The 25,105-nt window shown below is 61.3% G+C and carries 23 protein-coding genes; 8 read left to right on the forward strand and 15 right to left on the reverse strand.

Annotated elements, in window-relative coordinates:
* Positions 1-2: 2 nt before the first annotated feature.
* The gene (locus tag AC2YI2_RS27105) at positions 3-788 is read right to left on the reverse strand and encodes a DeoR/GlpR family DNA-binding transcription regulator (RefSeq protein ID WP_487389646.1); all 786 of its coding nucleotides are present in this window, start codon (positions 786-788) and stop codon (positions 3-5) included.
* 309 nt (positions 789-1,097) lie between these two features.
* Here AC2YI2_RS27105 and msuE point away from each other — a divergent pair, with 309 nt between their 5' ends.
* The 8 genes from msuE (at position 1,098) to AC2YI2_RS27145 (ending at position 9,357) form a co-directional block, all read left to right on the forward strand.
* The gene (gene msuE / locus AC2YI2_RS27110) at positions 1,098-1,685 is read left to right on the forward strand and encodes an FMN reductase (RefSeq protein ID WP_487389647.1); all 588 of its coding nucleotides are present in this window, start codon (positions 1,098-1,100) and stop codon (positions 1,683-1,685) included.
* Positions 1,686-1,710: 25 nt separating this feature from the next.
* Positions 1,711-2,820 carry a dimethylsulfone monooxygenase SfnG gene (sfnG, locus tag AC2YI2_RS27115; RefSeq protein ID WP_487389648.1) on the forward strand — a complete coding sequence of 370 codons (1,110 nt, stop codon included), beginning with the start codon at positions 1,711-1,713 and terminating at the stop codon, positions 2,818-2,820.
* A 103-nt stretch (positions 2,821-2,923) separates the two neighbouring features.
* Positions 2,924-3,844, forward strand: a complete 921-nt coding sequence (locus tag AC2YI2_RS27120; RefSeq protein ID WP_487389649.1) for an ABC transporter ATP-binding protein — start codon at positions 2,924-2,926, stop codon at positions 3,842-3,844.
* Positions 3,844-4,743 carry a branched-chain amino acid ABC transporter permease gene (locus AC2YI2_RS27125; RefSeq protein WP_487389650.1) on the forward strand — a complete coding sequence of 300 codons (900 nt, stop codon included), beginning with the start codon at positions 3,844-3,846 and terminating at the stop codon, positions 4,741-4,743. The genes AC2YI2_RS27120 and AC2YI2_RS27125 overlap by 1 nt, the downstream gene beginning before the upstream one ends.
* A 3-nt stretch (positions 4,744-4,746) precedes the next feature.
* Complete coding sequence (locus AC2YI2_RS27130) at positions 4,747-5,796, forward strand: branched-chain amino acid ABC transporter permease (RefSeq protein WP_487389651.1); 1,050 nt, start codon at positions 4,747-4,749, stop codon at positions 5,794-5,796.
* Between the two features lie 77 nt (positions 5,797-5,873).
* Complete coding sequence (locus AC2YI2_RS27135; protein WP_487389652.1) at positions 5,874-7,211, forward strand: ABC transporter substrate-binding protein; 1,338 nt, start codon at positions 5,874-5,876, stop codon at positions 7,209-7,211.
* Positions 7,212-7,313: 102 nt separating this feature from the next.
* Entirely contained in the window at positions 7,314-8,093 is a 780-nt protein-coding gene (locus AC2YI2_RS27140) for an ABC transporter ATP-binding protein (RefSeq protein WP_487389653.1), read from the forward strand.
* 19 nt (positions 8,094-8,112) lie between these two features.
* Entirely contained in the window at positions 8,113-9,357 is a 1,245-nt protein-coding gene (locus AC2YI2_RS27145; protein WP_487389654.1) for an SfnB family sulfur acquisition oxidoreductase, read from the forward strand.
* Positions 9,358-9,693: 336 nt separating this feature from the next.
* On the opposite strand, the gene AC2YI2_RS27150 is transcribed toward AC2YI2_RS27145, so the two are convergent.
* From AC2YI2_RS27150 to AC2YI2_RS27215, 14 genes are all read right to left on the reverse strand, one after another.
* Positions 9,694-11,319, reverse strand: a complete 1,626-nt coding sequence (locus AC2YI2_RS27150; protein WP_487389655.1) for a putative bifunctional diguanylate cyclase/phosphodiesterase — start codon at positions 11,317-11,319, stop codon at positions 9,694-9,696.
* Between the two features lie 299 nt (positions 11,320-11,618).
* Positions 11,619-15,077, reverse strand: a complete 3,459-nt coding sequence (pyc, locus tag AC2YI2_RS27155) for a pyruvate carboxylase (protein WP_487389656.1) — start codon at positions 15,075-15,077, stop codon at positions 11,619-11,621.
* A 235-nt stretch (positions 15,078-15,312) separates the two neighbouring features.
* Positions 15,313-16,050, reverse strand: coding sequence for a helix-turn-helix transcriptional regulator (locus tag AC2YI2_RS27160; RefSeq protein WP_487389657.1), 738 nt, complete (start codon positions 16,048-16,050; stop codon positions 15,313-15,315).
* Positions 16,051-16,409: 359 nt separating this feature from the next.
* Positions 16,410-17,306 (reverse strand): formyltetrahydrofolate deformylase, encoded by an 897-nt coding sequence (gene purU / locus AC2YI2_RS27165; RefSeq protein WP_487389658.1) that lies wholly within the window; start codon positions 17,304-17,306, stop codon positions 16,410-16,412.
* Between the two features lie 218 nt (positions 17,307-17,524).
* On the reverse strand, positions 17,525-17,902 hold the full coding sequence (locus tag AC2YI2_RS27170; protein WP_487389659.1) for a helix-turn-helix domain-containing protein: 378 nt from the start codon (positions 17,900-17,902) through the stop codon (positions 17,525-17,527).
* Positions 17,892-18,215: a type II toxin-antitoxin system HigB family toxin gene (locus AC2YI2_RS27175; RefSeq protein ID WP_487389660.1), complete on the reverse strand. Its 324-nt coding sequence runs from the start codon at positions 18,213-18,215 to the stop codon at positions 17,892-17,894. The genes AC2YI2_RS27170 and AC2YI2_RS27175 overlap by 11 nt, the downstream gene beginning before the upstream one ends.
* A 39-nt stretch (positions 18,216-18,254) precedes the next feature.
* Complete coding sequence (gene glnT / locus AC2YI2_RS27180; RefSeq protein ID WP_487389661.1) at positions 18,255-19,562, reverse strand: type III glutamate--ammonia ligase; 1,308 nt, start codon at positions 19,560-19,562, stop codon at positions 18,255-18,257.
* Between the two features lie 38 nt (positions 19,563-19,600).
* Positions 19,601-20,065 (reverse strand): OsmC family protein, encoded by a 465-nt coding sequence (locus AC2YI2_RS27185; protein ID WP_487389662.1) that lies wholly within the window; start codon positions 20,063-20,065, stop codon positions 19,601-19,603.
* A gap of 1 nt (position 20,066) precedes the next feature.
* Positions 20,067-21,395 (reverse strand): FMN-binding glutamate synthase family protein, encoded by a 1,329-nt coding sequence (locus AC2YI2_RS27190; RefSeq protein WP_487389663.1) that lies wholly within the window; start codon positions 21,393-21,395, stop codon positions 20,067-20,069.
* Between the two features lie 264 nt (positions 21,396-21,659).
* Positions 21,660-22,346 (reverse strand): GltB/FmdC/FwdC-like GXGXG domain-containing protein, encoded by a 687-nt coding sequence (locus tag AC2YI2_RS27195; RefSeq protein WP_487389664.1) that lies wholly within the window; start codon positions 22,344-22,346, stop codon positions 21,660-21,662.
* Between the two features lie 2 nt (positions 22,347-22,348).
* Positions 22,349-23,242 (reverse strand): class II glutamine amidotransferase, encoded by an 894-nt coding sequence (locus AC2YI2_RS27200; RefSeq protein WP_487389665.1) that lies wholly within the window; start codon positions 23,240-23,242, stop codon positions 22,349-22,351.
* A 12-nt stretch (positions 23,243-23,254) separates the two neighbouring features.
* Positions 23,255-23,641: a RidA family protein gene (locus AC2YI2_RS27205; RefSeq protein ID WP_487389666.1), complete on the reverse strand. Its 387-nt coding sequence runs from the start codon at positions 23,639-23,641 to the stop codon at positions 23,255-23,257.
* Positions 23,642-23,724: 83 nt separating this feature from the next.
* Positions 23,725-24,399: a helix-turn-helix domain-containing protein gene (locus AC2YI2_RS27210; protein WP_487389667.1), complete on the reverse strand. Its 675-nt coding sequence runs from the start codon at positions 24,397-24,399 to the stop codon at positions 23,725-23,727.
* Positions 24,400-24,646: 247 nt separating this feature from the next.
* The gene (locus tag AC2YI2_RS27215) at positions 24,647-25,105 is read right to left on the reverse strand and encodes a cyclic nucleotide-binding domain-containing protein (RefSeq protein WP_487389668.1); all 459 of its coding nucleotides are present in this window, start codon (positions 25,103-25,105) and stop codon (positions 24,647-24,649) included.

The following is a 25,105-nucleotide window of genomic DNA, read 5'->3' on the forward strand; positions in this document are numbered from 1 at the left end:
GCTCAGGACGGCAGAGGGTCGGCCAGAATGATGTTGATGCCCCTCTTGCCGAGGTCGCGGACATAGCCGGCCTCAGCGTCGTGTTCCAGCACGATGTGGTCGTTCTTGCCGACCGGCACGACATCGAAGGGCGCAGCGGCGCCGAGCTTCTCGTTGGTGATCGCCGCGACGATCGAGCGCGAGCGCTGGGCGATCGAGCGCTTGAACTCCGCCTCGTCGAAATCCGACGCGCTGATCCCCGTTTCGGCCGCGAAACCGCAACTGCCGAGCACACAGATATCCGGCCGGAAGATCGCCGCATCCGCAATTGCACGCGCGCCGATGACCGCACCGGTGCGGTGATCGAGCTTGCCACCGAGCAGGATGACATCCATCTCCTGCCGGTCGATCAGGACAGAAGCGACATTGGGCGAATTGGTGATCACCGTCAGCCGGATCGCCGGAGAGAGCGCCCGCGCAATGGCGAGATTGGTCGAGCCGGCATCGATGAACAAGGTCATGCCCGGCTCGAACAGAGCCACCGCGGCCCGCGCCAGGGTATCCTTCCGCTCGGGTTTGAGCTCAAGCCGCTCGGTCAGCGACGTCACATCGCTGGTCGCGGGCAGCGCCCCGCCATAGACCCGCTTGCAAAGCCCGGCCGCCGCCATCTCGCGGAGGTCGCGACGGACCGTATCCTCGGAGATCGAGAGCTCCTGCGCAATGGCGGCCGCAATCACCCGCCCGTCTGTCTTGAGGCGGCTGAGAAGGAGGCTCTGCCTCTCGTGCAGAAGAAGGTCGGTGACGGCCATAAGGTGAATCCGGCATGAATTGGCACAATCATGCACAAACATGCACGATTAGTCAATATCGAAGAACGTTGCTTTTGAAGATGCCAATCCGAGTCCGCGCTGGTGCCCAGCACGCCTCTGGGGCATGGCCCAGTCACTGATCTTTTGTTCGGGGAGCTCAACGGGAGTCAATTCCAGGCGCGTTGGAACAGCATTCTAATTCTTCCGCCGCGGTTAGACGAACCGTCACTGCGGCCTCCGCGATATAGAATAGAATTTTGTTGCGTTTAAACCATACTAATTTTATAGATTACATAAATGGAGAGAAGAATGACCAATCTCAAAATCGTTGGTATCTCGGGGAATGTGAAAGCGCCGTCGCGCACGTCGGCCCTTGTCGGTGCGATCTTGCAAGCGATCGAAGGACGGTTCGCCGTCAGTACCCGACATATCGACCTCGCGGACTCGGCACCCGCCCTGTTTCGAGGATTACGGTCTGACCAATTGGACGACGAGGGCCTCGAGCTGGTGCGTGCCGTCGAGGCGGCCGATGTGCTGGTGGTGGGATCGCCAGTCTACCGCGCGTCCTACAGCGGCGCTCTCAAGCATCTCTTTGACCTCGTTCACTTCGAATCCCTGATCGGCAAGCCCGTCGTGCTGGGCGCGACGGGCGGCACGCCTTTGCACGGGCTGATGATCGATCATCAGTTCAGGCCGCTCTTTGGTTTCTTCAAGGCGTTGACGCTCCCGACCACCGTTTATGCGCTGGAGAGCGACTTCTCCGCCTACGAAATCGCCAATCCTGACATCCGCAAGCGGATCAACGCGGTGCTACGCGAACTGGAAGTCGTCCTTCCCCATGCGCGAAGCCTTGCAACCGCCCACATCGAGGGCGAGCGCCCGCGACTTACTGCCTAACACGAACCATGAGCTGGAGGGTTTCATGTCACACACCAAAAGAGAGCCGTTGAAATTTGCTTACTGGGTGCCGAACGTTTCCGGCGGCCTGGTGATCAGTTCGATCGAGCAGCGCACCCATTGGGGTATCGAGTATAACCGCAAGCTCGCCCAGATCGCCGAGGAGAGCGGCTTCGACTATGCGCTGAGCCAAATCCGCTTCACCGCCGGCTATGGCGCCGATAACCAGCATGAATCTCTTTCCTTCAGCCATGCGCTGCTGGCCGCGACCGAGAAGCTGCGCGTTATCGCTGCGGTGCTTCCAGGTCCGTGGCACCCGGCACTGCTTGCCAAGCAGGTCGCTTCCATCAGCCATTATACCAATGGCCGTATTGACGTGAACGTCGTCTCCGGCTGGTTCCGTGGCGAATTCGCGGCCATCGGCGAGCCTTGGCTCGACCACGACGAGCGCTATCGGCGTTCCGAGGAATTCATCCGCGCCATTCGCGGCATCTGGACCGAGGAGAGCTACAATCTGCGCGGCGATTTCTATCGCTTCACCGACTATTCCATGAAGCCCAAGCCGCATGGCGGCATTCCGCAGGTCTTCCAGGGAGGTTCCTCGCGCGCCGCCCGCGACATGGCGGCACGGGTGTCGGACTGGTATTTCACCAACGGCAACACCCCCGAGGGTCTTAAGGCCCAGGTCGACGATATCCGGGCAAAGGAAGTCGCATTCGGCAAGGCCTGGAAAACGCGCGTCGGCATGAACGCCTTCGGCGTTGTGCGTTCGAGCGAAAAGGAAGCGCAAGAGGTCCTGAAGGAAATCATCGACAAGGCGATCCCGGATGCGGTCAACGGCTTCAAGCACGAGGTCCAGAATGCCGGTAACGCCTCGCCGGAGCGCGAGGGCAACTGGGCCAAGTCCACGTTCCAGGACCTCGTTCAGTACAATGACGGCTTCCGTTCCAACCTGATCGGCACGCCCGAGCAGGTCGCCGAGCGCATCATCGAGCATAAGCAGGCCGGCGCCGACCTCATCCTCATGGGCTTCCTGCACTTCCAGGAAGAGGTCGAGTATTTCGGCAAGCACGTGATCCCGATCGTCAGAGAACTGGAAGCGCGGGAAGAAAGCCAGCTCGAAGCCGCGGAATAGGATTGGAACTTCCGGTCTTAACAACGGCATCCCGTCATCGGGATGCCGACCGGAGAAGTGTGTCCGCGACAACGCGGCCGCGTCCATGCCCAAGGGGATCGCCATGTTGGATACGCATTACACTTTCTCGGCCTTGGACGGCAGCGCGTCCTTCCGCGAATTCCCGTCACTTCCGGAGCGCTCGACGTCGAGATCGTCCGCCAGGCTCGACGCCACGCCTCTCAACGTGGCGGACACTCCCATCCTTTTCCTGAAGGATGTGAACCTCTCGTTCGGCGGTGTGACCGCGCTGGCCGGCGTGGACCTCTCCGTGCGTTCGGGGGAAATCCGGGCGATCATCGGTCCCAACGGAGCGGGGAAGAGTTCGGTCGTCAACGTCATCAGCGGGCTCTACAGGCCTGATAGCGGCACAATCAGTTTGAATGGCCGGAGCTTCAGTCGAATTCCAGCGAGCCGCGCCGCACGTCTTGGCCTCGCTCGCACCTTTCAGAATCTGGCTCTCTTCAAGGGGCTGACCGTTCTCGAAAACGTCATGTCGGGCCTGGCCTTCACGCGGCGCTCAACATTCCTTGGCCAGGCGCTCGGCCTCCCCTGGGCGCGACGCGAGGAGAGTGAAGGCAGGCAGCGCGCCAGCGCCGTCCTTCAGTTTCTCCATCTGGACGACATCGCAGGGCGGTTGGCCGGATCCCTGCCCTACGGGCTTCAGAAGCGCGTCGAACTCGCTCGGGCATTGGTCGCCAATCCGGAGATCCTGTTGCTAGACGAGCCGATGGCAGGAATGACCGCCACGGAAAAGCAGGAAATGGCCGCGTTCATCCGCGAAACACGCGACACCTATGGCACGACGATCGTCCTGATCGAACATGACATCGGCGTGGTCATGAACCTGTCGGACCGGATAGCGGTGCTCGACTACGGCCGCAAGATCGCCGACGGCACGCCTGCGGAAGTCCGTGCCGATCAGGCCGTCATCGACGCCTATCTCGGCATCGCCAGACATGACGACTTCGAGGAGGGCATCTGATGGCCGAGGGTTTCGACTATCTGTTCTTCATCGAAGTCCTGACCGGGGGACTGCTCTCGGGCGTCATGTATTCGCTTGTCGCGATCGGCTTCGTGCTGATCTACAAGACATCGGGTGTCCTCAACTTCGCCCAGGGCGCGATGTTGCTCTTCGCGGCGCTCACCTTCGTTTCACTGGTCGAACGCGGCGTGCCCTTCGCGGTGTCGCTGGGCCTGACCTTCGCGATCATGGTGCTGATCGGCATCACCGTCGAGCGCACCGTGCTTCGCCCGCTCATCAACAAGCCGCCGATCACGCTGTTCATGGCGACGCTCGGCCTGTCCTATGTGATCGAGGGTGCGGCGCAATTGCTCTGGGGTACGCAGGTCCACGCCCTGGAGCTCGGCATCGAGGATGTGCCCTACGAAGTCTATGGCGTCTTCATCTCGCAGTTCGATCTGTTCGCGGCGGGGACTGCCGCCCTGATGGTGACCTTGCTGACCCTGTTTTTCCGCTACACCCGCATCGGCCTGTCGTTCCGGGCGGTCGCGGACGATCAGTTCGCGGCGCTCGCCGTCGGCCTGCGTCTGCCGCTCATCTGGGCCACCGTCTGGGCAGCCGCGGGTCTCGTGGCCCTGGTGGCAGGGCTTCTGTGGGGTGCCCGGTCGGGCGTGCAGTTCTCGCTCTCGCTCGTGGTCCTCAAAGCTCTGCCCGTCCTGGTACTCGGCGGATTTGACTCGATTGCCGGAGCCATCGTCGGCGGGCTGATCATCGGCGCGTCGGAGAAGCTCGCCGAGGTCTATATCGGCGAATATTTCGGCGGCGGCATCGAAGGCTGGTTCGCCTATGTGCTGGCGCTTGCCTTCCTCCTCATCCGTCCCTCCGGCCTGTTCGGCCAGAAGCTCGTGGAAAGGGTCTGAGAGATGGCCGCGATTACGTCCGAACCGATGAGCCCGGTGACATTCCCGATCTGGATCGCACCAGTCTCGATCCTCATCGTCGCTTTCGGAATCATTCCGTTCGTCGGTTCCAGCTACCTTATCGAAGCGATCATGATGCCGTTCCTGGCCCTCTCGCTGGCTGGCGTGGGCCTCAATCTTCTCACTGGCTATGCGGGCCAGGTCTCGCTCGGCAGCGCGGCGTTCATGGCGGTCGGCGCATTCGCAGCCTTCAATTTGAACCTGCGTGTCGATGGCCTGCCGCTGATCGTCAGCATTCTGCTGGCAGGCGGCGTTGCCGCCGCGGTCGGCATCGTCTTCGGCCTGCCGAGCCTTCGCCTGCGGGGCTTCTACCTCGCGGTCTCGACATTGGCCGCGCAGTTCTTCGTCCAGTGGGCGCTCACGAAGTTCAGTTGGTTCTCCAACGACAACCCCTCCGGCGTGATCGATGCCCCGGCGCTGTCGATCCTGGGCGTTCCCTTCGAAGGCTCCGTGGGACGCTACTACTTCACGCTTCTCATCGTCACCGCATTGACCTTCTTTGCCTGGCGGGTGGTGATATCGCAGACGGGACGCAATTTCATCGCAGTCCGCGACAACGAGACCGCAGCGAAATTCATCGGCGTCCCGGTTCTGAAGACCAAACTGCTGGCATTCGCGCTGTCGTCCTTCATCATCGGCGTGGCCGGTGCCCTCTGGGCGTTCGCCTATCTCCGGACCGTGGAACCGGCGGGCTTCAATCTCGACCGCTCGTTCCAAATTCTTTTCATCATCATCATCGGCGGACTGGCCACGATCCGTGGTGCGTTTTTCGGCGCGGCCCTGATCGTCATCTTCCCGGTGGTCCTGTCGCGGATCGGCAGCCTGCTTCTCGGGGACGTGTTCGACTCCGGAGTTCTCGACATGAGCCAGCGCATCGTGCTCGGCGCGCTGATCATCGCCTTCCTGATCCTCGAACCCGACGGCTTGGCGGCGCTTGGTCGCCGTCTGTGGTCCCGGGTCTGGACAAGAAATGGGACGCTCTCGGAGGCCTGACCTCCCAGAGACCCAAGCATACAGCCTCAAACATCATCTGGTCCGGACATGTTCGGCCAACAGAAGGAGCATGCCCTATGAACACTCTACACTCTCTTCTTAGAACCGCGGCGGCAGGTCTTGCCATCGCACTTGCGGCCAGTGCCCTCCCGGCCAAGGCCGATGAGCAATACTTCCCGCTCCAGAGCTATCGGGTCGGTCCCTACGCGGCTGGCGGCACAGGTTTCTTCGGTGGTTTCATCGACTACATGAACCTGATCAACACCCGCGACGGCGGTGTCAATGGCGTCAAGCTGACCTGGGACGAGTGCGAGACCCAATATGAGGTCGAGCGCGGCGTCGAGTGCTACGAGCGCCAGAAGAGCCATGCCAATGCGGCGGCCTGGAACCCCCTCTCGGTCGGCATCGCCTATGCCATGATCGACCGCATCTCCACTGACAAGGTGCCGCTGATCACGGTCAATCACGGCCGCACGGATTCCACCGACGGCCGCGTATTCCCTTACGTTTTCCCGCTGTTGCTGAATCCCTATTCCGAGACCTCGGGTATCATCAACTACCTCGCCTCGAAGGAAGGCGGCCTCGACAAGCTCAAGGGCAAGAAGATCGTCGTCCTCTATCACGGCTCGCCCTATGGCAAGGAGACTATCCCGATCTACGACCTGCTCGCCGAGAAGTACGGCTTCACGGTGCAGCAGATCGAAGTTCCGCATCCGGGCAACGAGCAGCAGTCGCAGTGGCTGACCATCCGCCGCGCCAAGCCTGACTTTGTCGTCCTGCGCGGCTGGGGCGTCATGAACCCGGTTGCGCTGAAGACCGCCCAGAAGGTCGGCTTCCCGGCCACCAAGATCGTCGGCAATGTCTGGTCCAATTCCGAAGAGGACGTGATCCCGGCCGGCGACGCCGCTATCGGCTACACCGCCATCACGACGCAGGCTTCCGGCAACCAGTATCCGGTCGTCCAGGAGATCGTGAAGACCATCTACGATCAGGGCAAGGGCAATCTCGAGGACAAGAAGCGCATCGGCTCGGTCTACCACAATCTCGGCATCGTCAACGGCATCCTGAACGTCGAGGCGATCCGCATCGCCCAGGAGAAGTTCGGAAAGCGGACGCTGACTGGCGACGAGGTCCGCTGGGGTTTCGAGCATCTCAAGCTCGACCAGGCCAAGGTCGAGGCGCTCGGTGCCAAGGACCTGTTCCACTCGATCAATGTCTCCTGGGATAACCACGAGGGCGAAGGCTACGTGACGTTCCAACAGTGGGACGGCAAGAAGTGGAACGTGGTCTCGGATTGGATCGCGCCGGACTGGAAGCTGCTGCGTCCGATCATCGAAAAGTCCTCCGAGGCCTATGCCAAGGAGAAGAACATCACGATCCGTACGGCGGCTGATGCCGAAAATGCCCTGAACTAACTGGTTCGGGCCGCGTCGCCCTCCAGCTGGCGGCCCGATCGGCATGCGGAGGTGGTCTCGGACCATTCCGCATGCCCACCATCTCAATGACCGGAGCAATCCATGGAAGAACCTGCCAGCGTATTAGAGGTAAAATCGATCGAGGCGACTTACAGCCAGACGATCCGCGCGCTCGATGGCGTGAGCCTGAAGGTCGGCAAGGGCGAAATCGTCGCCGTCCTCGGATCGAACGGTGCGGGCAAAACCACCACGCTCCGCGCCATTTCGAATCTGCTTCCGGCCGAACGCGGCCAGGTCACGTCGGGAAGTATCCGCTTCGAGGGTCAAGATGTCCTGGCCAGAAGACCCGCCGACCTCGTCCGCGCCGGGCTGGTACAAGTCCTCGAGGGTCGACATGTCTTCAAGAGCCTGAGCGTCGAGGAAAATCTCGTCTCCGGCGGGCTTGGTCGCAGCGCCAGCCGAGCCGAGATCGCTGAAGACCTCGAACGCGTCTACGCCACCTTCCCGCGCCTCAGGGAGAAGCGGCAGACATGGGCGGGTCTCGTTTCCGGCGGCGAGCAGCAGATGACCGCAATCGGGCGCGCGCTCATGTCGCGACCGCGCCTGCTGGTGCTCGACGAGCCTTCGATGGGTCTTGCGCCGATGGTCATCCAGGACATTTTCGGTGCCTTGAAGCGGCTCAACCGTGAGAACGGGCTCTCCATTCTGGTGGCCGAACAGAACTCGACCATCGCGCTGAAATATGCCGACTTTGCCGTGGTCATCGAAAACGGCAGGACCGTGCTCTCTGGCTCGGCAGCAGAACTGCGCGCACGCGACGACATCAAGGCCTTCTATCTCGGCGAAGCCACAAGTCTTTCCACCGACAGGCCCGCAGCCTGAACACACCACGGAGACGATCATGAACATCATAGCAAACCCCACGGCCAAGAAGGCCGCAGTGCCGGGCTTTCCCAAGGTTGATCAGCCTGCCCACGTCATCAAATCCGACCAGGAGGCGATCGAAGTCGCCAACAGACTGGCGAAGGATTTCATCAAAGGCGCTGCCGAGCGCGACCGGGATCGCATATGGCCGATCGCGGAGCTCGACGCGTTTTCCCAAAGCGGCCTTTGGTCGATCAACGTGCCCAAGGAATTCGGCGGACCTGAAGTCTCCTATGCCACCCTCGCCAAGGTCGTGGAGATCATCTCGGAAGCCGATTCTTCGATCGGGCAGATTTCCCAGAACCATCTGGGCGTCGTCGCCGCGATCCGCACCGTCTCCGACAAGGCGCAGCAGAAGCTTCTCTTCGGTGAAATCCTGAAGGGCACCCGGTTCGGAAACGCCTTCTCCGAATTCGGTTCCAAACGCGCCGCCGACTTCGAGACCAAGTTCACCGACCATGGCGACCATGTCGTCGTCAACGGCCGCAAGTTCTATTCCTCGGGTGCCCTGCTCGCCCACAAGGTTCCGATTGTGGCGCTGGATGACCAGGGCCGCGCCTGGTACGCCATCGCAGACCGCGACGCGCCGGGCTTGACGGTGATCGACGACTGGTCGAGCTTCGGCCAGCGTACCACCCTGTCCGGCACCGTGATCCTCGACAATGTCAAGGTCGACAAGGCCTGGGTCGTCCCTGGCTACAAGGGCTACGACAAGCCGACGGCAGACGGCGCGATCTTCCAGATCATCCAGGTCGCAGTCGACACCGGCATTGCATCCGCGGCGATCAAGGAAACCGTTGAATTCGTCCGGACCAAATCCCGGGCCTGGGTGGACAGTGGCCTCGACCACGCCCATGACGATCCGTACACGATCCAGGCGATCGGAAGCCTGAGCATCCGGCTACATGCCGCGCAGGCGTTGTTGGAGAAGGCAGGACAGGCCATCGACCGCGCCGTGGCAAAGCCCACCGCGGAAACCGTGGCCGAAGCCCAGATCATCACGGCTGAAGCCAAGGTGCTTTCCACCGAAATCGCCATCGAAGCGACCAACAAACTGTTTGAACTGGCAGGAACCCGCTCGACGCTGGCCGAGCACAACCTCGATCGCCATTGGCGCAATGCACGGACCCACACGCTCCACGATCCCGTGCGCTGGAAATACTCGATCATCGGGAAATACTACCTTAACGGCGAAAATCCACCGCTTCATGCCTGGAGCTGATATCTTGCCCGGCGTCTCCATGAACTCGTTTATGGGGACGCCGGGCGACACAATCATCTCAGACGAGATCAACTGGTCGGTAATATCCAGGTCTTTGGCCGCATAGTTCAACAAGCTCTTCATCGCCCTGCGCGCACCGACGGGATCACGCATGCGAACACTTTCGTACACTTCCAGGTGGACGTGGAGCGTTTCAGCTTGCGATGCCATGATTTCGTTGGAGATCAGGAATGTAGCACGCAACGCTGCATCGATTGTGCCGACCAACCCAGTTCCTGGTCGTTCCGGATGTCCGGATGCCATGAGGGGACGACGGTGCGCCGCCGAAGAAGACGATCAGGCCGCCTGGCTCTCTGATGCGTGGACCACAGCCTCGGTCGGCCTGCCGAAGAGGTAGCCCTGGCCCTCCGTGCAGCCCCAGCCGGTCAGCGCGTCGAGCTCGGCCTGTTCCTCGATACCCTCGGCGGTGCAGCGGATTCCGAAACTGCGGGAGAGCGACAGGATCGCATCGATGATCAGACGGCTTTCATCGTTCTGCATGGAGGCAACGAAGCTGCGGTCGATCTTGAGCTTGTCGAACTTGCAGGACCTGAGATGCTGGAGTGTCGAGCAGCCGGTGCCGAAATCGTCGAGTGCCACGGCAATGCCGGCGGCGCGAAGCTGGTCGATCGTCTCGCGTGCCGTCTCAAGGTCGGCGACCAAAGCGTTTTCGGTGATCTCGACTTCGAGCCGATGCGGTGGCAGGCCAGTCTCACCAAGGATACTGGTGATCTTGAGGCCGAGCGTCTTCTCGCGCAGCTGGACCGGCGAGAGATTGATCGAGAGTTTCACATGCGACGGCCAGTTGAGCGCAGCCTCGCTCGACTTGCGCAGGATTTGTTCGCCGATCTGTGAAATCAGGCCGCAGGACTCGGCGACAGGGATGAAATCCATCGGGCTGATGAGACCGCGCTCGGCATGGCGCCAGCGGGCGAGCGCCTCGTAGCCGATGATCGCCCGGGTCGAGAGGTCGACGATGGGCTGGAAGAACGGAATGATGTCGCCATCGCGAACCGCCTTGGCAAGCTCCGATTCCATCCAGTTGCGTTCGCGGATATCGTTTTCCAGCTCTTCTTCGAAGAAGGCGACCTGGTGGCGGCCGGCATGCTTGGCCTTGTAGAGCGCGATGTCGGCGCGGCGCATGACTTCGCCGATGGAATCGCCATCCTTACCGAACATGGCGACACCGACCGAAGCGCCGAGATGCAGCACTGCGTCGTTGAAATGGAAGGGTTCGGAAATGCCTGATATGCAGGCACGGGCATAGCCATTCGCCTCGCTGTCATTGGCGAGCGGCGGTGAAATGACGGCGAATTCGTCACCGCCGAAGCGCGCAACCATGCCGCCCGGAAATTGCTTCTCGATGCGGCCGGCATAGTCGACCAGCACCTTGTCGCCCGCGGCATGACCATAGATGTCGTTGACCGGTTTGAAATGATCGAGATCGATGACCATCAGCGAGCGGCGCTCGAACATCGCCTTCTCGGCGAGGAACTTGGCCCCGAAGGCTTCGAAGTTGCGGCGGTTCGGCAGACCCGTAAGCGGGTCATGCATGGCAAGACGCAGGCTTTCATGCTCGGCAAGCTGCTGGCGCTCCAACGCCTTCCTGAGACGCCAGGATTGCTGGAAGGCGAAGGCGGACAGGCCGAGGCTGGCGAAGATGCCGAAGGTCAGGAGATTATCGAGGCTCGCGGCCGATGCCGTTTCCGGCCGGATGACCAGCTCAATGCCGATGTCCCGCATCTTCTGGCCCGTCGTCAACCACGGTTCGCCGTTCATCCAGGCCTGCAGCACCCGATAGAAATTGTTCGACGCGGCGAGGAAGAAAAGTGCCAGCGTCACACCTGCGATCGCCAGTGTCTGGTAGCGGAAACGGGTGACCGAACTTTCGGTCGCCAGCGAGTCAGTCCGGTCGTGGCTCATGGTCATGTCCAGAGTTTGCCGTTGGAACGTGCGCGAACTCTGGCGGCAGGCACTGAAAAGTTGATTAAAATTGACGATATTCAGGCAAGCAGCCGGAAATTGTTGCCGATATCGTGAATCGAAAGTGAAGGATTTTGGGGCGTCAGGCTTTGGCGGTGCATTAGCGAGGGCGCGGCTCGCCCCTTCTCCCCAAGGGGAGAAGGGGGAGTAAGCAGCTCGCCTCACGTGATATCCGCATGCGACCGCGCCTCAACGCTGCACGCGACACCTTGGCGGAAGAAGCCGCCCGCCCGCCATCGTCAGCCGAAAACGATCAGCAGATCCTTGGCATCGATCTGGTCGCCGGCCTTCACCAGCACTTCGGCGACCGTGCCATCCTTTTCGGCGTGCAGCGCGGTTTCCATCTTCATTGCCTCGATCGACAGCAGCACGTCGCCCGCCTTGACCTGCTGGCCGGCAGCCACCGCAACCGTCGAGATGACGCCCGGCATCGGCGCGCCGACCTGGGTGGCATTGCCGATTTCGACCTTGCGACGCACCGCGCCGTTGGTCGCGCCGTGCGCCCGGTCCGGCACCTTGATGCGGCGCGGTTGGCCGTTCAGTTCGAAGAACATGGTCACCATGCCCTTCTGGTCGGTCTCGCCCTGGGCCTGGTTTATGACGACGAGCGTCTTGCCGCGTTCGATATCGACGAAGAGTTCCTCGCCGGCTTCGAGGCCATAGAAATAGGACGGTGTCGGCAGCGTCGAGACCGGGCCATAGGTGTCGAAGGCGATCGCGAAGTCGGTGAAGACCTTCGGGTACATCAGATAAGAAGCGAACTCGAAATCGCTGACCTTGCGTTCGAGCTTGGTCTCGATGTCCTTCCGTTCCTTGTCGAGATCCGCAGCAGGAAGCAGCGAACCCGGACGCACTGTGTAGGCCGCTTCACCCTTGAGCGCCTTCTTCTGCAGCGCCTCTGGCCAGCCGCCCGGGGGCTGGCCGAGATCGCCCTTGAGCATGGAGACGACCGATTCGGGGAAGGAGACGTCCTTGGCCGGATTGACCACATCAGCGACGGTGAGGTCCTGGCTCACCATCATCAGCGCCATGTCGCCGACTACCTTCGAGGACGGCGTGACCTTGACGATATCGCCGAACATCTGGTTGGCGTCGGCATAGGCCTGCGCCACCTTGTGCCAGCGGGTCTCGAGGCCGAGCGAACGGGCCTGTTCCTTGAGGTTGGTGAACTGGCCACCCGGCATTTCGTGCAGATAGACTTCCGAGGCAGGCCCTTTGAGGTCGCTTTCGAAGGCAGCGTACTGCGTGCGCACGGCTTCCCAATAGAAGGAGATGCGGCGAATCCATTCCGGATCGAGCCCCGGATCGCGTTCGGCCCCCTTGAGCGCCTCGACGATCGAGCCGAGGCAGGGCTGGGACGTGTTGCCCGAAAGCGCGTCCATGGCCGCATCGACGACATCGACGCCGGCCTCCACAGCCGCCAGCACCGTCGCTGCGGCGATGCCCGATGTGTCATGGGTGTGGAAATGGATCGGCAGCGACGTCGCCTGCTTGAGCTCGCGGAACAACATGCGCGCGGCCTGCGGCTTGAGCAGGCCGGCCATGTCCTTGAGCGCAATGATATGGGCGCCCGCAGCCTCCAGTTCCTTGGCCAGATTGACGTAGTATTTCAGATCGTATTTCGGCCGGGCGGAGTTGAGAATGTCGCCGGTATAGCAGATCGCCGCTTCGCAGAGCTTGTTCTCCTCGGCCACAGCGTCCATCGAGACGCGCATGTTCTCCACCCAGTTCAGGCAGTCGAAGACGCGGAAGAGATCGATGCCACCCTTCGCCGCCTGGCGAACGAAATATTTCACGACATTGTCGGGGTAGTTCTTGTAGCCGACGCCGTTGGCGCCGCGCAGCAGCATCTGCAGCAGGAAGTTTGGTGCATTCTCGCGGATCAGTGCGAGGCGTTCCCACGGATCTTCGGTGAGGAAGCGCATGGAAACGTCGAAGGTTGCGCCGCCCCAGCATTCCAGCGAGAAGAGATTCGGCAGCGCCTTGGCATAGGTCGAGGCGATGTTTGCAATATCGAAGGTGCGGACGCGCGTGGCGAGCAGCGACTGGTGGCCGTCGCGCATCGTCGTATCGGTCATCAGCACGCGCTTCTGGTCGACCATCCACTGGGCGAACTTCGCCGGGCCGAGTTCGTCGAGCATCTGCTTGGTCCCTGGCTGGACCGGCTGGTCGATGAAGGGCACGACCGGAAGTGCCGCATCCTTCGGCGGGCGGGCGCGGCCCTTGGCCTCGGGATGGCCATTGACGGTGACGTCTGCGAGATAGGTCAACAGCTTCGTCGCACGGTCCTGCCGCTTGACCTGCGCGAATAGCTCGGGCGTCGTGTCGATGAAGCGGGTCGTATAGGTGTTGTTCTGGAAGGCCGGATGCGTGATGATCGCTTCCAGGAAGGTCAGGTTGGTGGCGACGCCGCGGATGCGGAATTCGCGCAGCGCACGTTCCATGCGCTTGATGGCTTCGATCGGCGTCGGCGCCCAGGCGGTGACCTTCTCGAGCAGCGGATCATAGAAGCGGGTGATGACCGCGCCGGAATAGGCGGTGCCGCCATCGAGGCGGATACCGAAACCGGTCGCACCGCGATAGGCGGTGATGCGGCCGTAATCGGGGATGAAGTTCTGTTCCGGGTCTTCGGTCGTGATGCGGCACTGCAGTGCATGACCGTTGAGCCGGATATCCTCCTGCCTGGGAACACCCGATTCAGGCGTGCCGATGGCGAAGCCGTCGAGGATATGGATCTGCGCCTTGACGATGTCGATGCCGGTCACCTGTTCGGTGACTGTATGCTCGACCTGGATACGCGGATTGACTTCGATGAAGTAGAATTTGCCCGAGTCCATATCCATCAGATATTCGACGGTGCCGGCACCGACATAATCCGTGGACTTGGCGATCTTCAGCGAATAGGCGGCGAGTTCGGCGCGCTGGGCTTCGCTCAGATAGGGCGCCGGCGCCCGCTCCACGACCTTCTGGTTACGGCGCTGGACAGAACAGTCGCGCTCGAAGAGATGCACGACATTGCCATGCGTATCGCCGAGGATCTGGCTCTCAACATGGCGGGCGCGTTCGACGAGCTTTTCGAGATAGACTTCGTCCTTGCCGAAAGCGGCCTTGGCCTCGCGCTTGGCTTCCGTCACTTCGCGGATGAGATCCTTCGGATCGCGGATGGCGCGCATGCCACGACCGCCGCCGCCCCAGGACGCCTTGAGCATGATCGGGTATCCGATCTCGTTGGCAAGACGGTGGATTTCCGTCTCGTCATCCGGGAGCGGTTCAGTCGCCGGCACGACCGGCACGCCGATGGAAATCGCCAGATTGCGCGCGGCGACCTTGTTGCCGAGCTGGCGCATCGTCGGCGGCCGCGGGCCGATGAAGATGATGCCCGCAGCATCGCAGGCATCGACGAATTCCGGGCTTTCAGAAAGCAGGCCATAGCCGGGATGGATGGCGTCGGCGCCCGACAGCTTGGCGACACGGATCACCTCGTCGATCGAGAGATAGCTCTCGATCGGGCCGAGGTCGCGCTCGAGATGCGGGCCGCGGCCGACCTGATAGGATTCATCGGCCTTGAAGCGATGGAGCGCGAGTTTGTCTTCCTCCGCCCAGATCGCCACTGTCGCAATCCCGAGTTCATTGGCGGCACGGAAGACGCGGATTGCGATTTCCGAACGATTGGCGACGAGAATCTTCTTGATCGGCAAGGCCGCGCTCCCTCAGGCTGAAACTATACTCCTCGGGCGCAATGAACCCTATCCGCACATGACATTGCGGCCGCAACGCGACTGCGGAAATTCTCTTTCCGCCAGCACGTTGTGCAGGGCGTCATTTTTATTGCATCCGCGAAAAGTCTTAACGCGACCTGCAGCAATGTCAATTTTGATTTGACGCAATTTCGTCACATTCGACTGACGTTTCCCTGGAGGCCGAAGGCGAAGCTCAGGGGATCAGGCCCTTGCGGATCGCAATCGCGACGGCATGGATACGGTTCTTCGCGTCGAGCTTCTCCTGGACGCTGGCGCCATACCAGTCGACTGTCGTCGAGGCGACCTTCAGCACTTCGGCGATCTCCGGCGAGGTCATGCCATCGGCCATGTTGCTCAGCGCCTGCACTTCGCGATGGGTGAGGACGACATCCTTGCCGTCGCCGATCTTGTTGACATAGCGCGTACCCTCGAATTCGAGGAGCCGGAAATAGGTGGCGCGCGTCACGGTCTCAAGCAGCATGATTTCGGCTGGAGAGAGCTCGATCTCCGTCGGCCCGCCAAGCGTCGTCGCGCCCAGCAGGCCATTGCGGCCGAAGACTGGAAAGATGTGGCCGGAGACGAGACCATGCGCCTTGCCATCCTGCATCATCTTCTGCATGCGCCCGTAATGTGGATGTCCCTCATAGGCTTCGGCCGCATGTGCCCAGGAGAAACTCTTGTTCGCCCGCAGCAGATATTTGATGGTCGGATCGTTGACGATGTATTTCTTGGCAACGTAGCGCTCGATCCAGTGCTTCTCCCAGTTTGCCGCGATGATCAACTGCGCCGGGTTCTCGATCGGTTTGGGCTCGTGAAAGAAGCAATAATATTCGTAGCCGAACGCATCGATCAGGTGCTCAAACTCCCTGATCGCCAGATCGCGGCTCGGGACCTCCCCGATGGCCACGAGATAGCGCATAATATCGTTCACGCGCACACGCATTCCCCTTAAAATTCATAGTAAAGCGATGAGGGAGAACTATGCCCGGGAGCCGCGGAGGTCAATGGCGCCCTATAGCCGGCAAGTCGCTCCTTCGCCCCTGGAGAGCTGCGATAATTCGAACGACTTTGCCGAAATTCCGTAAATCTTGCGGAAATAATAGGGCCAGCTCTTCGCAAAATATCGGTTTGGCGTCGAATGCGGAAGCGCCATCCGTTTTGGATTCAGCGAATGCGCGAAGAAAAATCTTCAAAACCTGAAGTTTTAGCACAGGTTTTACGCTTGCCCATCGGCTGGCCGAGCCAGCCGATGAAGAAACAAAGCGGAAACGCCTGATCTTGTGACGCGAATCAACCCATGCGCTCGGAGGCGTAGGAACCGGGGCTGGCCGGGAAGACGATTGTCTTGTTGCCGTTCATGAACACACGGTGATGGATATGGGCATGCACAGCACGGGCCAGCACCTGGCTCTCGACGTCGCGGCCGATCGAGACATAGTCCGCGGCTGACTGCGCATGGGTGATGCGGGCGACGTCCTGTTCGATGATCGGACCTTCGTCAAGATCCTCGGTGACATAGTGTGCGGTGGCACCGATCAGCTTCACGCCGCGCTCATAGGCCTGCTTGTAGGGGTTCGCACCCTTGAAGGAGGGCAGGAAGGAGTGGTGGATGTTGATGATCCGGCCGCTCATCCTCTTGCAGACGTCGTCGGAAAGAACCTGCATGTAGCGCGCCAGCACGATCAGGTCGGCGCCGGAGCTCACGACGATGTCCATCAGCCGCGCTTCGGCCTGCGGCTTGTTGGCCTTGGTGACATTGACGTGGTGGAAGGGGATGTCGTGGTTGACGACGACCTTCTGGTAATCGAAGTGGTTCGAGACGACGCCGACAATATCGATCGGCAGCGCGCCGATCTTCCAGCGGTAGAGCAGGTCGTTGAGGCAATGGCCGAAACGCGAGACCATCAACAGCACTTTCATCTTTTGATCGCTGTCGTGGAATTCATGGGTCATGGCGAACTTCGCCTTCACGGGCTCGAAGGCCTTGCTGATGTCCTCGATCGTGGCGCCTTCCTGGCTGGTGAAGGTGATGCGCATGAAGAACAAGCCGGTCTCGACGTCATCGAACTGGCTGGAGTCGATGATGTAACAACCCTTTTCCGCGAGGAAACCCGAGATCGCCGCAACGATGCCGCGGGTCGACGTACAGCTAACGGTCAGAACGAAGCTCTTCTCGGGAGTGGTCATGGATGTGCCTATGCGTTTTGCGTTGCGAAATAGAAGTCCAAAGCGCCCTTATCTCCGGCTAGAAAGCATGACAAGGGGCGGTCGCCCCTTGGATGAAAAAAGTCGCAAAAATATCATTGGACCGCAGCGATCCCGGGCGTCCGTGATGTTTCATGATGTGTTTCGGGATCGCGCGTCCGGAAACGACATGCATTTGTGCACTGCGTCAAATGATGTGATCACGCTGCGGCACCGCGTGTTGAACGGATCAGAATTTCGGCCGATATTCCCAGTTGCTCGTGCAGATTCCGGATCATCTCGATGGAGAGCCCCCGCTTGCGGTTCATGACCTCTGCGACGCGGCCGCGATTGCCAATCAGCGGCTCGAGATCCTTGCGCGTAAGGCCCTGCTGTTCCATGCGAAAGCGAATCGCCTCGATCGGATCGGGTGGATCCATCGGGTAGTGCTGCGCCTCGTAGACGTCAACGAGAGTTGCCAGCACATCGAGACGGTCGCCTTCGGCACTGCCAGATTTCGAGCCCCAAAGGCGTCCGACCTCTTCGAGTGCAGCCTCATAGTCAGCTTCGGTCCGGATGGGCTTCAACTCAGTTGCCATGTTCGACCTCAATCACATTGATCCTGTCATATGCCTTGTGAGTACCGATCCACTCGATCCAGACGATGGCCTTCTCGTAGTCCACGGCAACGACCAATCGATAGTCGTTGCCCTTGATGTTGAAGACCATACGATCAGCGCTCACGATGCTCGCGGTGGCATAGAGGCGCGTCACATCGGCTGACGCCCGCCAGCTTGCCTTGATGACTTCATCGAACCAGGCATCCAGCGCCGCCTTTGCCGCCCGCTGGTCCTTATGGCCCGCAAGACCATCGACGAATTCGCGCAGGGTCCGGCGGGCAATAATTCTCATCGCTATATGATATCATGCTCCCAATATGGGATCAATGACTCAAATATCCAGCGTCGTCGACCGCTCCCACTCGGTGAAATGCGCCGCATAGGCATTCCACTCGATGTGCTTGAGCTTGAGATAAGCCGTGGAGAATTCCGTGCCCATCGCCTCTTTCAGGAACTCGTCCTTGTCGTATTCCCTGAGCGCATCGAGCAGGTTGAGCGGCAGGCGGATAGCGTTCTTGACGGTGTGACCCTCGGCATACATGTCGACATCGGAATGCGGGCCGGGATCGGCCTTGGTGTTGAGACCGTCGAGGCCGGCGGCGATGATGACGGACTGCAGCAGGTAGGGGTTGACCGCGCCGTCGGGCAGGCGGAGCTCGAAGCGGCCGGGGCCGGGCACGCGCACCATGTGGGTGCGATTGTTGCCGGTCCAGGTGACCGTGTTCGGCGACCAGGTGGCACCGGAGATGGTGCGCGGCGCGTTGATGCGCTTGTAGGAATTGACCGTCGGATTGGTGATCGCGGCCAGCGCCGCGGCATGCTTCATGATACCGCCGAGGAAGTTGCGGCCGTCGCCGGAGAGGCCGAAATGGGCGGCGCTGTCGGCGAACGCGTTCCTGGTGCCGTCGGTGTTCCAGACCGAGATATGGGCGTGGCAACCGTTGCCGGTCAGGCCCTTGAAGGGTTTGGGCATGAAGGTCGCGCGCAGGCCATGCTTCTCGGCCACGGATTTGACCATGAACTTGAAGAACGAGTGCTTGTCGGCGGTTTCGAGCGCGTCGTCATATTCCCAGTTCATTTCGAACTGGCCGTTCGCGTCTTCATGGTCGTTCTGGTAGGGCTTCCAGCCGAGCGACAGCATATGGTCGCAGATCTCTGATATCACATCGTAGCGGCGCAGCAGCGCCTGCTGGTCGTAGCAGGGCTTTTCGGCATTGTCGTATTCGTCTGATATTTTCGAGCCGTCGGGCGAGATCAGGAAGAATTCCGGCTCGACGCCGGTCTTGACCCGGAGCCCCTTGGCCGCGGCCTCGCCGACGAGGCGCTTGAGCGTATTGCGCGGGGCCTGGCTGACGAGCTTGTCGTCCATCCAGCAATCGGCGGCGACCCAGGCGGTTTCCTTCTTCCATGGAAGCTGGATGACCGAGGACGCATCCGGCCGGGCGAATAGATCCGGATGGGCCGGACTCATGTCGAGCCAGGTCGCGAAACCGGCAAAGCCGGCACCTTCTTCCTGCATGCCCTTGATCGCGGCGGTCGGAACGAGCTTCGCCCGCTGCGCACCGAAGAGATCGGTAAAGCTGATCATGAAATATTTGACGGCCCGTTCCTTGGCCCAGGCTTCGAGGTCGATCGTCATGGCAGTTCCCCTTTTATCGATGCGAAGGGTATCCCTTCTTATTCTTCGATCGGTTCGCACCTCACCTCGGTGCGGACCGAATTGGCGATGAAGCATTCCTCATGCGCCAGGTGATGCAATTCGTCCCGGGTCGTCGCATCAGGCAGCGCACCATCCCAGTCGATGCGTGGCCTCAGCGTGACCCGACTCAGCCAGAAGCGGCCGGATTCATTCTTGGTGAGCTCGCCTTCCGCGGCGTCCTCGTAGCGATTGACGACGAGGCCGCGCTTGGCGGCGAGATAGAGAAACGTCATCATATGACAGGAAGAAAGGCTGGCAACGAAAGCCTCTTCCGGATCGACGCCAGCAGGATCTGAAAAGCGTGGCACCACGCTGGGCGACGAAGACGCCCGGATCGTGAGCCCGCCATCGAAGGACCATTGATGGCCACGGCCGAAACGGTTGCCGGTGAACGGATCGCCGGGCGCCCGCTCCCAAACAACCGTGGCCGTGTGATGCCCCATCTCAGAAGCCGCCCTTCCCGGGTATCCAGTTCGTGCCGGCGAGAGGCACCTGCGCCATGGCCGATGCTTCGATGGTCAGCGCGCAGAGGTCTTCGGGTTCGAGATTGTGGACATGGTTCTTGCCGCAGGCGCGCGCGATGGTCTGCGCCTCAAGCGTCATCACCTTGAGATAGTTGGCGAGGCGGCGACCGGCGGCGACGGGATCGAGCCGCTTCGAGAGCTCCGGATCCTGCGTCGTGATACCCGCCGGATCCTTGCCTTCGTGCCAGTCGTCATAGGCGCCCGAGGTCGTGCCGAGCGCATTGTATTCGGCCTCCCAGCGCGGATCATTGTCGCCGATGGCGACCAGCGCCGCGGTGCCGATCGACACAGCGTCGGCACCGAGCGCCAAGGCTTTCGCGACATCGGCGCCGGAGCGGATGCCGCCGGAGACGATGAGCTGCACCTTGCGATGCATGCCGAGATCCTGCAGCGCCTGAACGGCCGGACGAATGCAGGCGAGCGTCGGCAGGCCGACATTCTCGATGAACACTTCCTGCGTGGCGGCCGTGCCGCCCTGCATGCCATCGAGCACGACGACATCGGCGCCGGATTTCACGGCAAGAGCCGTGTCGTAATAGGGGCGTGCGCCGCCGACCTTCACATAGATCGGCTTTTCCCAATCAGTGATTTCGCGGAGTTCGCCGATCTTGATCTCAAGATCGTCAGGACCTGTCCAGTCGGGATGACGGCAGGCCGAGCGCTGGTCGATGCCCTTGGGCAGCGTGCGCATTTCGGCGACGCGGTCAGAGATCTTCTGGCCGAGCAGCATTCCGCCGCCACCTGGCTTGGCACCCTGGCCGACCACGACCTCGATCGCATCGGCGCGGCGGAGATCGCGCGGGTTCATGCCATAGCGCGAGGGCAGATACTGATAGACCAGGATCGAGGAATGGCCGCGCTCTTCCTCGGTCATGCCGCCGTCGCCCGTCGTGGTCGAGGTGCCCGAGAGCGAGGCGCCACGGCCCAGCGCTTCCTTGGCGGGGCCGGACAGCGAGCCGAAGCTCATGCCGGCGACCGTGATCGGGATTTTCAGCTCGATCGGCTTCTTGGCGAAGCGAGAGCCGAGCACGACATTGGTGCCGCAGCTTTCGCGGTAGCCTTCCAGCGGATAGCGCGAGATCGAGGCACCCAGGAACAACAGGTCGTCGAAATGCGGAACCTTCCGCTTGGCGCCGGCGCCCCGGATATCATAGATGCCGGTTGCCGCGGCGCGGCGGATTTCCGACAGCGTATAGTCGTCGAAGGTGGCGGACTTGCGCGGCGTGGTCGGCGGATTGTGGTAGGTCATGAACCGGCCTTTGCTAGAACAGAGTGCAGGCGGGGTTCACCCCTCACCAACTTCGGCCAGAGGTTCGCTATGCTCACCCGGCCTTCGTATCCTCTCCCACAAAGGGAGAGGTAAACTCGCAGCAACCGCCTTGCCTCAAGGAAGGGCGGAGATCTTGGCACCCTACCTCTCCCCCTGTGGGAGAGGATAGCAAGCCCGCATGAGCCAAAGGCGAATGCCTGGGCGTGCTTGGTGTGGGGTAACGCGTTTCTCGGCATCGCGCCCTCAATACTGGTCGGCATTGTCGATGTTGAAGTTGTAGAGCTTTCGTGCCGAGCCGTAGCGGGTGAACTCTTCCGGCCTGACGCCCTCGACGCCGGCACGGGCGAGCAGGCCCTTGAGCAGTTCGATATGCTCCGGCCGCATCTCCTTCTTCACGCAATCGGCGCCGAGGCTCTTCACCGGGCCGCGCACGAAAAGGCGGGCTTCGTAGAGCGAGTCACCCAGCGCATCGCCGGCTTCGCCGAGCACGACGAGATTGCCGGATTGCGCCATGAAAGCCGACATATGGCCAATATTGCCATGGACGACGATATCGATGCCCTTCATCGAGATACCGCAGCGCGACGCTGCATTGCCTTCGATGACCAGCAGGCCGCCACGGCCGGTTGCGCCGGCATATTGACTGGCGTCGCCCTTGATACGAACAGTGCCGCTCATCATGTTCTCGCCGACGCCGGGGCCGGCGGAGCCGTGGACGTTGATCGTCGCGCCGTCATTCATGCCGGCGCAATAGTAGCCAACCGAGCCGCGCACATCGATCGTGACCGGCTGGTCAACGCCGACAGCGACCGAATGGCTGCCGCCGGGATTGGTGACTTCGAAATGCAGGTCATTGGCGCCCGGCCCGACCTTGTGGAGCTGGCTGTTGAGGTCGCGAAGCGTGGTTTCCAAGAGGTCGATGACCGGCATGCTCAATGTTCCCAGAAATAGACGGTGGCGGGCTCGGGCTCCCAGACGCGGGCATTGGCGATGCCGGGCAGGCCGACCAGCGCGCGATATTCTGAGCCAAAAGCGACATAGCGGTCTGTCTCCGCCATGACGGCGGGCTTGCAGGCGATCGGGTCTCTGACAACGCCGAAACCGTTCTTGGTGCCGACGACGAAGGTGAAGAAGCCGTCGAGATCGCGGATCGTGCCTTCGAGCGCTTGGCCCAGGCTCTTGCCCTTGGCCATCTCGGCCGTGAGGTAGGCAGCGGCCACCTCGGTGTCGTTCTCGGTCTCGAAGGTCATGCCTGATCGGATCAGCTCACGGCGCAGATTGTTGTGATTGGACAGCGAGCCATTGTGCACCAGGCACTGGTCGGCGCCCGTGGAGAAGGGATGCGCGCCGAGCGTGGTCACGGCCGATTCCGTCGCCATGCGGCTATGCGCGATGCCATGGGTGCCGGACATCTGCCGGATCGAGAAGCGGGAAACGACATCCTTCGGCAGGCCGGTCTCCTTGTAGATCTCGATAGCGTCGCCGGTGCCCATGATGCGGATCTGCGGGCTGATTGCGGAGAGCGCGTCGCGCGCCGCATCGACCCGGTCGCGCGGCACGGTGACAACAGCATGGGTATCCTTGACTAGCACGTCACTCTTGATGCCGACGCCAGCAAGCGCGGAGCCGATCTGGGCGAAGTCGCGCACCGGCTTGGCCGACTGGACCGTGATCTTCGTGCCGCCGGCGCCGCTATTGCCATAGATGGCGATGCCGGCACTGTCCGGTCCGCGGTCGGTCAGCGTCACCAGCATGTCCGACAGCATGGAGCCGAGTTCGGGCTCCAGCGATTTGTCCTTCAGGAACAGGCCTGCAATTCCGCACATGGTTTGCCTCCTTCAGGCTGGGCGCTTGCGCGCCGTGACTTCGATTTCGATTTTCATTTCCGGCTTGTTGAGGCCGCAGACGACCATGGTGGCCGCCGGGCGGATCTCGCCGAAATACTCGCCAAGGATCGGGAAGACCCGGTCAACATAGGCGGCATCGGTGATGTAGTAATTGGCGCGCACGACATCGGTGAGGGAGAAGTCGGCTTCGGCCAGCGCCGCCGCGATCGTCTTCATGATGTTGCGCGTCTGATCCTCGACGCTTTCAGACATCGACATGGTCGCATAGTCATAGCCGGTCGTGCCCGCCACCCAACAGAAATCGCCGTCCGAGACCGCACGGGAATAGCCGGCGGTCTTTTCGAAAGGAGATCCGGTCGAGATCAGCCGTCTGGCCATGAAATGCCCCTGTTGCGCATTCCACAGCTATCACTCTCAAGAAAGACTTTCAACTGTGATGAAAGAAAATTTCCGGGAGCGGCCTATCGGCGCTGACCCTTGTCCGGGTAGCAAATGATGGAAAGGTAGCGCGCCGGGAGCTTTTCCAGCACCTCCGGTCCATGCGGCGCATCGGCATCGAAGAACAGGCTGTCACCTGGCTCCATCAGATAAAGCCGGTCGCCGTGGCGGTACTGAACGGAGCCTTCGAGCATATAGAGAAATTCGAGGCCCTCGTGCTGGAAGGTCGGAAACACATCGGAATCGGCGGTCAGCGTGATGAGATAGGGCTCGACCACGACGCCGGCGGCATTCTGGCCGATATGGCCGAGCAGATTGTATTGATGGCCGGATCGGGTGCCGCGGCGTTCGAGCTCCACGCCCTGCCCCGCCTTGACAAAGCTCGCATTGCGCACCTCCTCGAAGCGGCGGAAGAAGGCGGTCACCGGCACGCCGAGTGCCTGCGCCAGCGCCTGCAGCGTGGTGAGCGAGGGCGAGGTATTGCCGTTTTCGATCTTCGACAGCATGCCGAGCGAGATGCCGGTGGCATTGGCGAGGTCGGAGCCAGTAATGCCGAGCTTCTTTCGCAAGGTGCGAACCTCGTGGCCGATCGCCATTTCGAGATTGTTGACCCTGACGTCGCGCACGGCATGGGGATCCTGGTAAGGAATGACCTTGCCCGAGGTTTTCGCTGGGCCTTTGCCGTCGCTCTTCGCCATGAAGGCTCCTGAGTGTTGAATAACAGGAAACATTGTCAAATTTCAGTGGAATTGCAAGCGGAGCGGCTGCGCAAGAAACCCCTCCCAAACCCCACCCACAACGGGAGGGCTTAATTGGCGGCGCGTCTTTCGCCCCGTCGAGAACTCACAGCCCGCTGAAACGTAGCGTTGGATGCGAGGCAGCGGCGAGGTTAAGCCCTCCCCCTTGTGGGGAAGGTTTAGGAGGGGCCTTGATTTCACGACGTCTTCAACGATCCAAACGGTCGGTCGCCGCCGACAGCGCGCCGGTGAGGCGCGAAAAGTTCTCGCGCAGCCGCCGTTCGGTGGCCATCGCAACTTCAGGATATTCCTGCAGCATGCGGTGGAAGAGGACGCGGCTGATACGCATTACTTCACTTTCGGTCGCGGCTGTCGCGGTAAAGTGCCTGGTCGCATCGGAAATCATGGCGATCTCGGTCAGCATCGAGCCGGGACCGGCCTCGCCGATATCGCGATCCTTGCCCGACGGCAGATCGCGCGTCAGCTTGAGCTGCCCGCTCAGCACCACGAAGGCACAGTCCGCTGCCGCGCCCTCCCGGAACAGGACATGACCACGCTCCAGCCTGCGCCGCTCGGCACCGAAGGCGAGCAGGCGCAGATATTCATCGGACAGCCCGTCGAAGATCGACAGTCCCTGCAGGAGCGCAATATCTTCGCGGAGTCCCAT

This window comes from Rhizobium sp. SRI_017, assembly GCF_057586295.1.

Excerpts from the sequence above, each read along its gene's own strand:
- AC2YI2_RS27105 (WP_487389646.1), bottom strand. The coding sequence starts at position 788 with ATGGCCGTCACCGACCTTCTTCTGCACGAGAGGCAGAGCCTCCTTCTC.
- msuE (WP_487389647.1), top strand. The coding sequence starts at position 1,098 with ATGACCAATCTCAAAATCGTTGGTATCTCGGGGAATGTGAAAGCGCCG.
- sfnG (WP_487389648.1), top strand. The coding sequence starts at position 1,711 with ATGTCACACACCAAAAGAGAGCCGTTGAAATTTGCTTACTGGGTGCCG.
- AC2YI2_RS27120 (WP_487389649.1), top strand. The coding sequence starts at position 2,924 with ATGTTGGATACGCATTACACTTTCTCGGCCTTGGACGGCAGCGCGTCC.
- AC2YI2_RS27125 (WP_487389650.1), top strand. The coding sequence starts at position 3,844 with ATGGCCGAGGGTTTCGACTATCTGTTCTTCATCGAAGTCCTGACCGGG.
- AC2YI2_RS27130 (WP_487389651.1), top strand. The coding sequence starts at position 4,747 with ATGGCCGCGATTACGTCCGAACCGATGAGCCCGGTGACATTCCCGATC.
- AC2YI2_RS27135 (WP_487389652.1), top strand. The coding sequence starts at position 5,874 with ATGAACACTCTACACTCTCTTCTTAGAACCGCGGCGGCAGGTCTTGCC.
- AC2YI2_RS27140 (WP_487389653.1), top strand. The coding sequence starts at position 7,314 with ATGGAAGAACCTGCCAGCGTATTAGAGGTAAAATCGATCGAGGCGACT.
- AC2YI2_RS27145 (WP_487389654.1), top strand. The coding sequence starts at position 8,113 with ATGAACATCATAGCAAACCCCACGGCCAAGAAGGCCGCAGTGCCGGGC.
- AC2YI2_RS27150 (WP_487389655.1), bottom strand. The coding sequence starts at position 11,319 with ATGAGCCACGACCGGACTGACTCGCTGGCGACCGAAAGTTCGGTCACC.
- purU (WP_487389658.1), bottom strand. The coding sequence starts at position 17,306 with ATGACCACTCCCGAGAAGAGCTTCGTTCTGACCGTTAGCTGTACGTCG.
- AC2YI2_RS27170 (WP_487389659.1), bottom strand. The coding sequence starts at position 17,902 with ATGGCAACTGAGTTGAAGCCCATCCGGACCGAAGCTGACTATGAGGCT.
- AC2YI2_RS27175 (WP_487389660.1), bottom strand. The coding sequence starts at position 18,215 with ATGAGAATTATTGCCCGCCGGACCCTGCGCGAATTCGTCGATGGTCTT.
- glnT (WP_487389661.1), bottom strand. The coding sequence starts at position 19,562 with ATGACGATCGACCTCGAAGCCTGGGCCAAGGAACGGGCCGTCAAATAT.
- AC2YI2_RS27185 (WP_487389662.1), bottom strand. The coding sequence starts at position 20,065 with ATGGGGCATCACACGGCCACGGTTGTTTGGGAGCGGGCGCCCGGCGAT.
- AC2YI2_RS27190 (WP_487389663.1), bottom strand. The coding sequence starts at position 21,395 with ATGACCTACCACAATCCGCCGACCACGCCGCGCAAGTCCGCCACCTTC.
- AC2YI2_RS27195 (WP_487389664.1), bottom strand. The coding sequence starts at position 22,346 with ATGCCGGTCATCGACCTCTTGGAAACCACGCTTCGCGACCTCAACAGC.
- AC2YI2_RS27200 (WP_487389665.1), bottom strand. The coding sequence starts at position 23,242 with ATGTGCGGAATTGCAGGCCTGTTCCTGAAGGACAAATCGCTGGAGCCC.
- AC2YI2_RS27205 (WP_487389666.1), bottom strand. The coding sequence starts at position 23,641 with ATGGCCAGACGGCTGATCTCGACCGGATCTCCTTTCGAAAAGACCGCC.
- AC2YI2_RS27210 (WP_487389667.1), bottom strand. The coding sequence starts at position 24,399 with ATGGCGAAGAGCGACGGCAAAGGCCCAGCGAAAACCTCGGGCAAGGTC.
- AC2YI2_RS27215 (WP_487389668.1), bottom strand. The coding sequence starts at position 25,105 with ATGGGACTCCGCGAAGATATTGCGCTCCTGCAGGGACTGTCGATCTTC.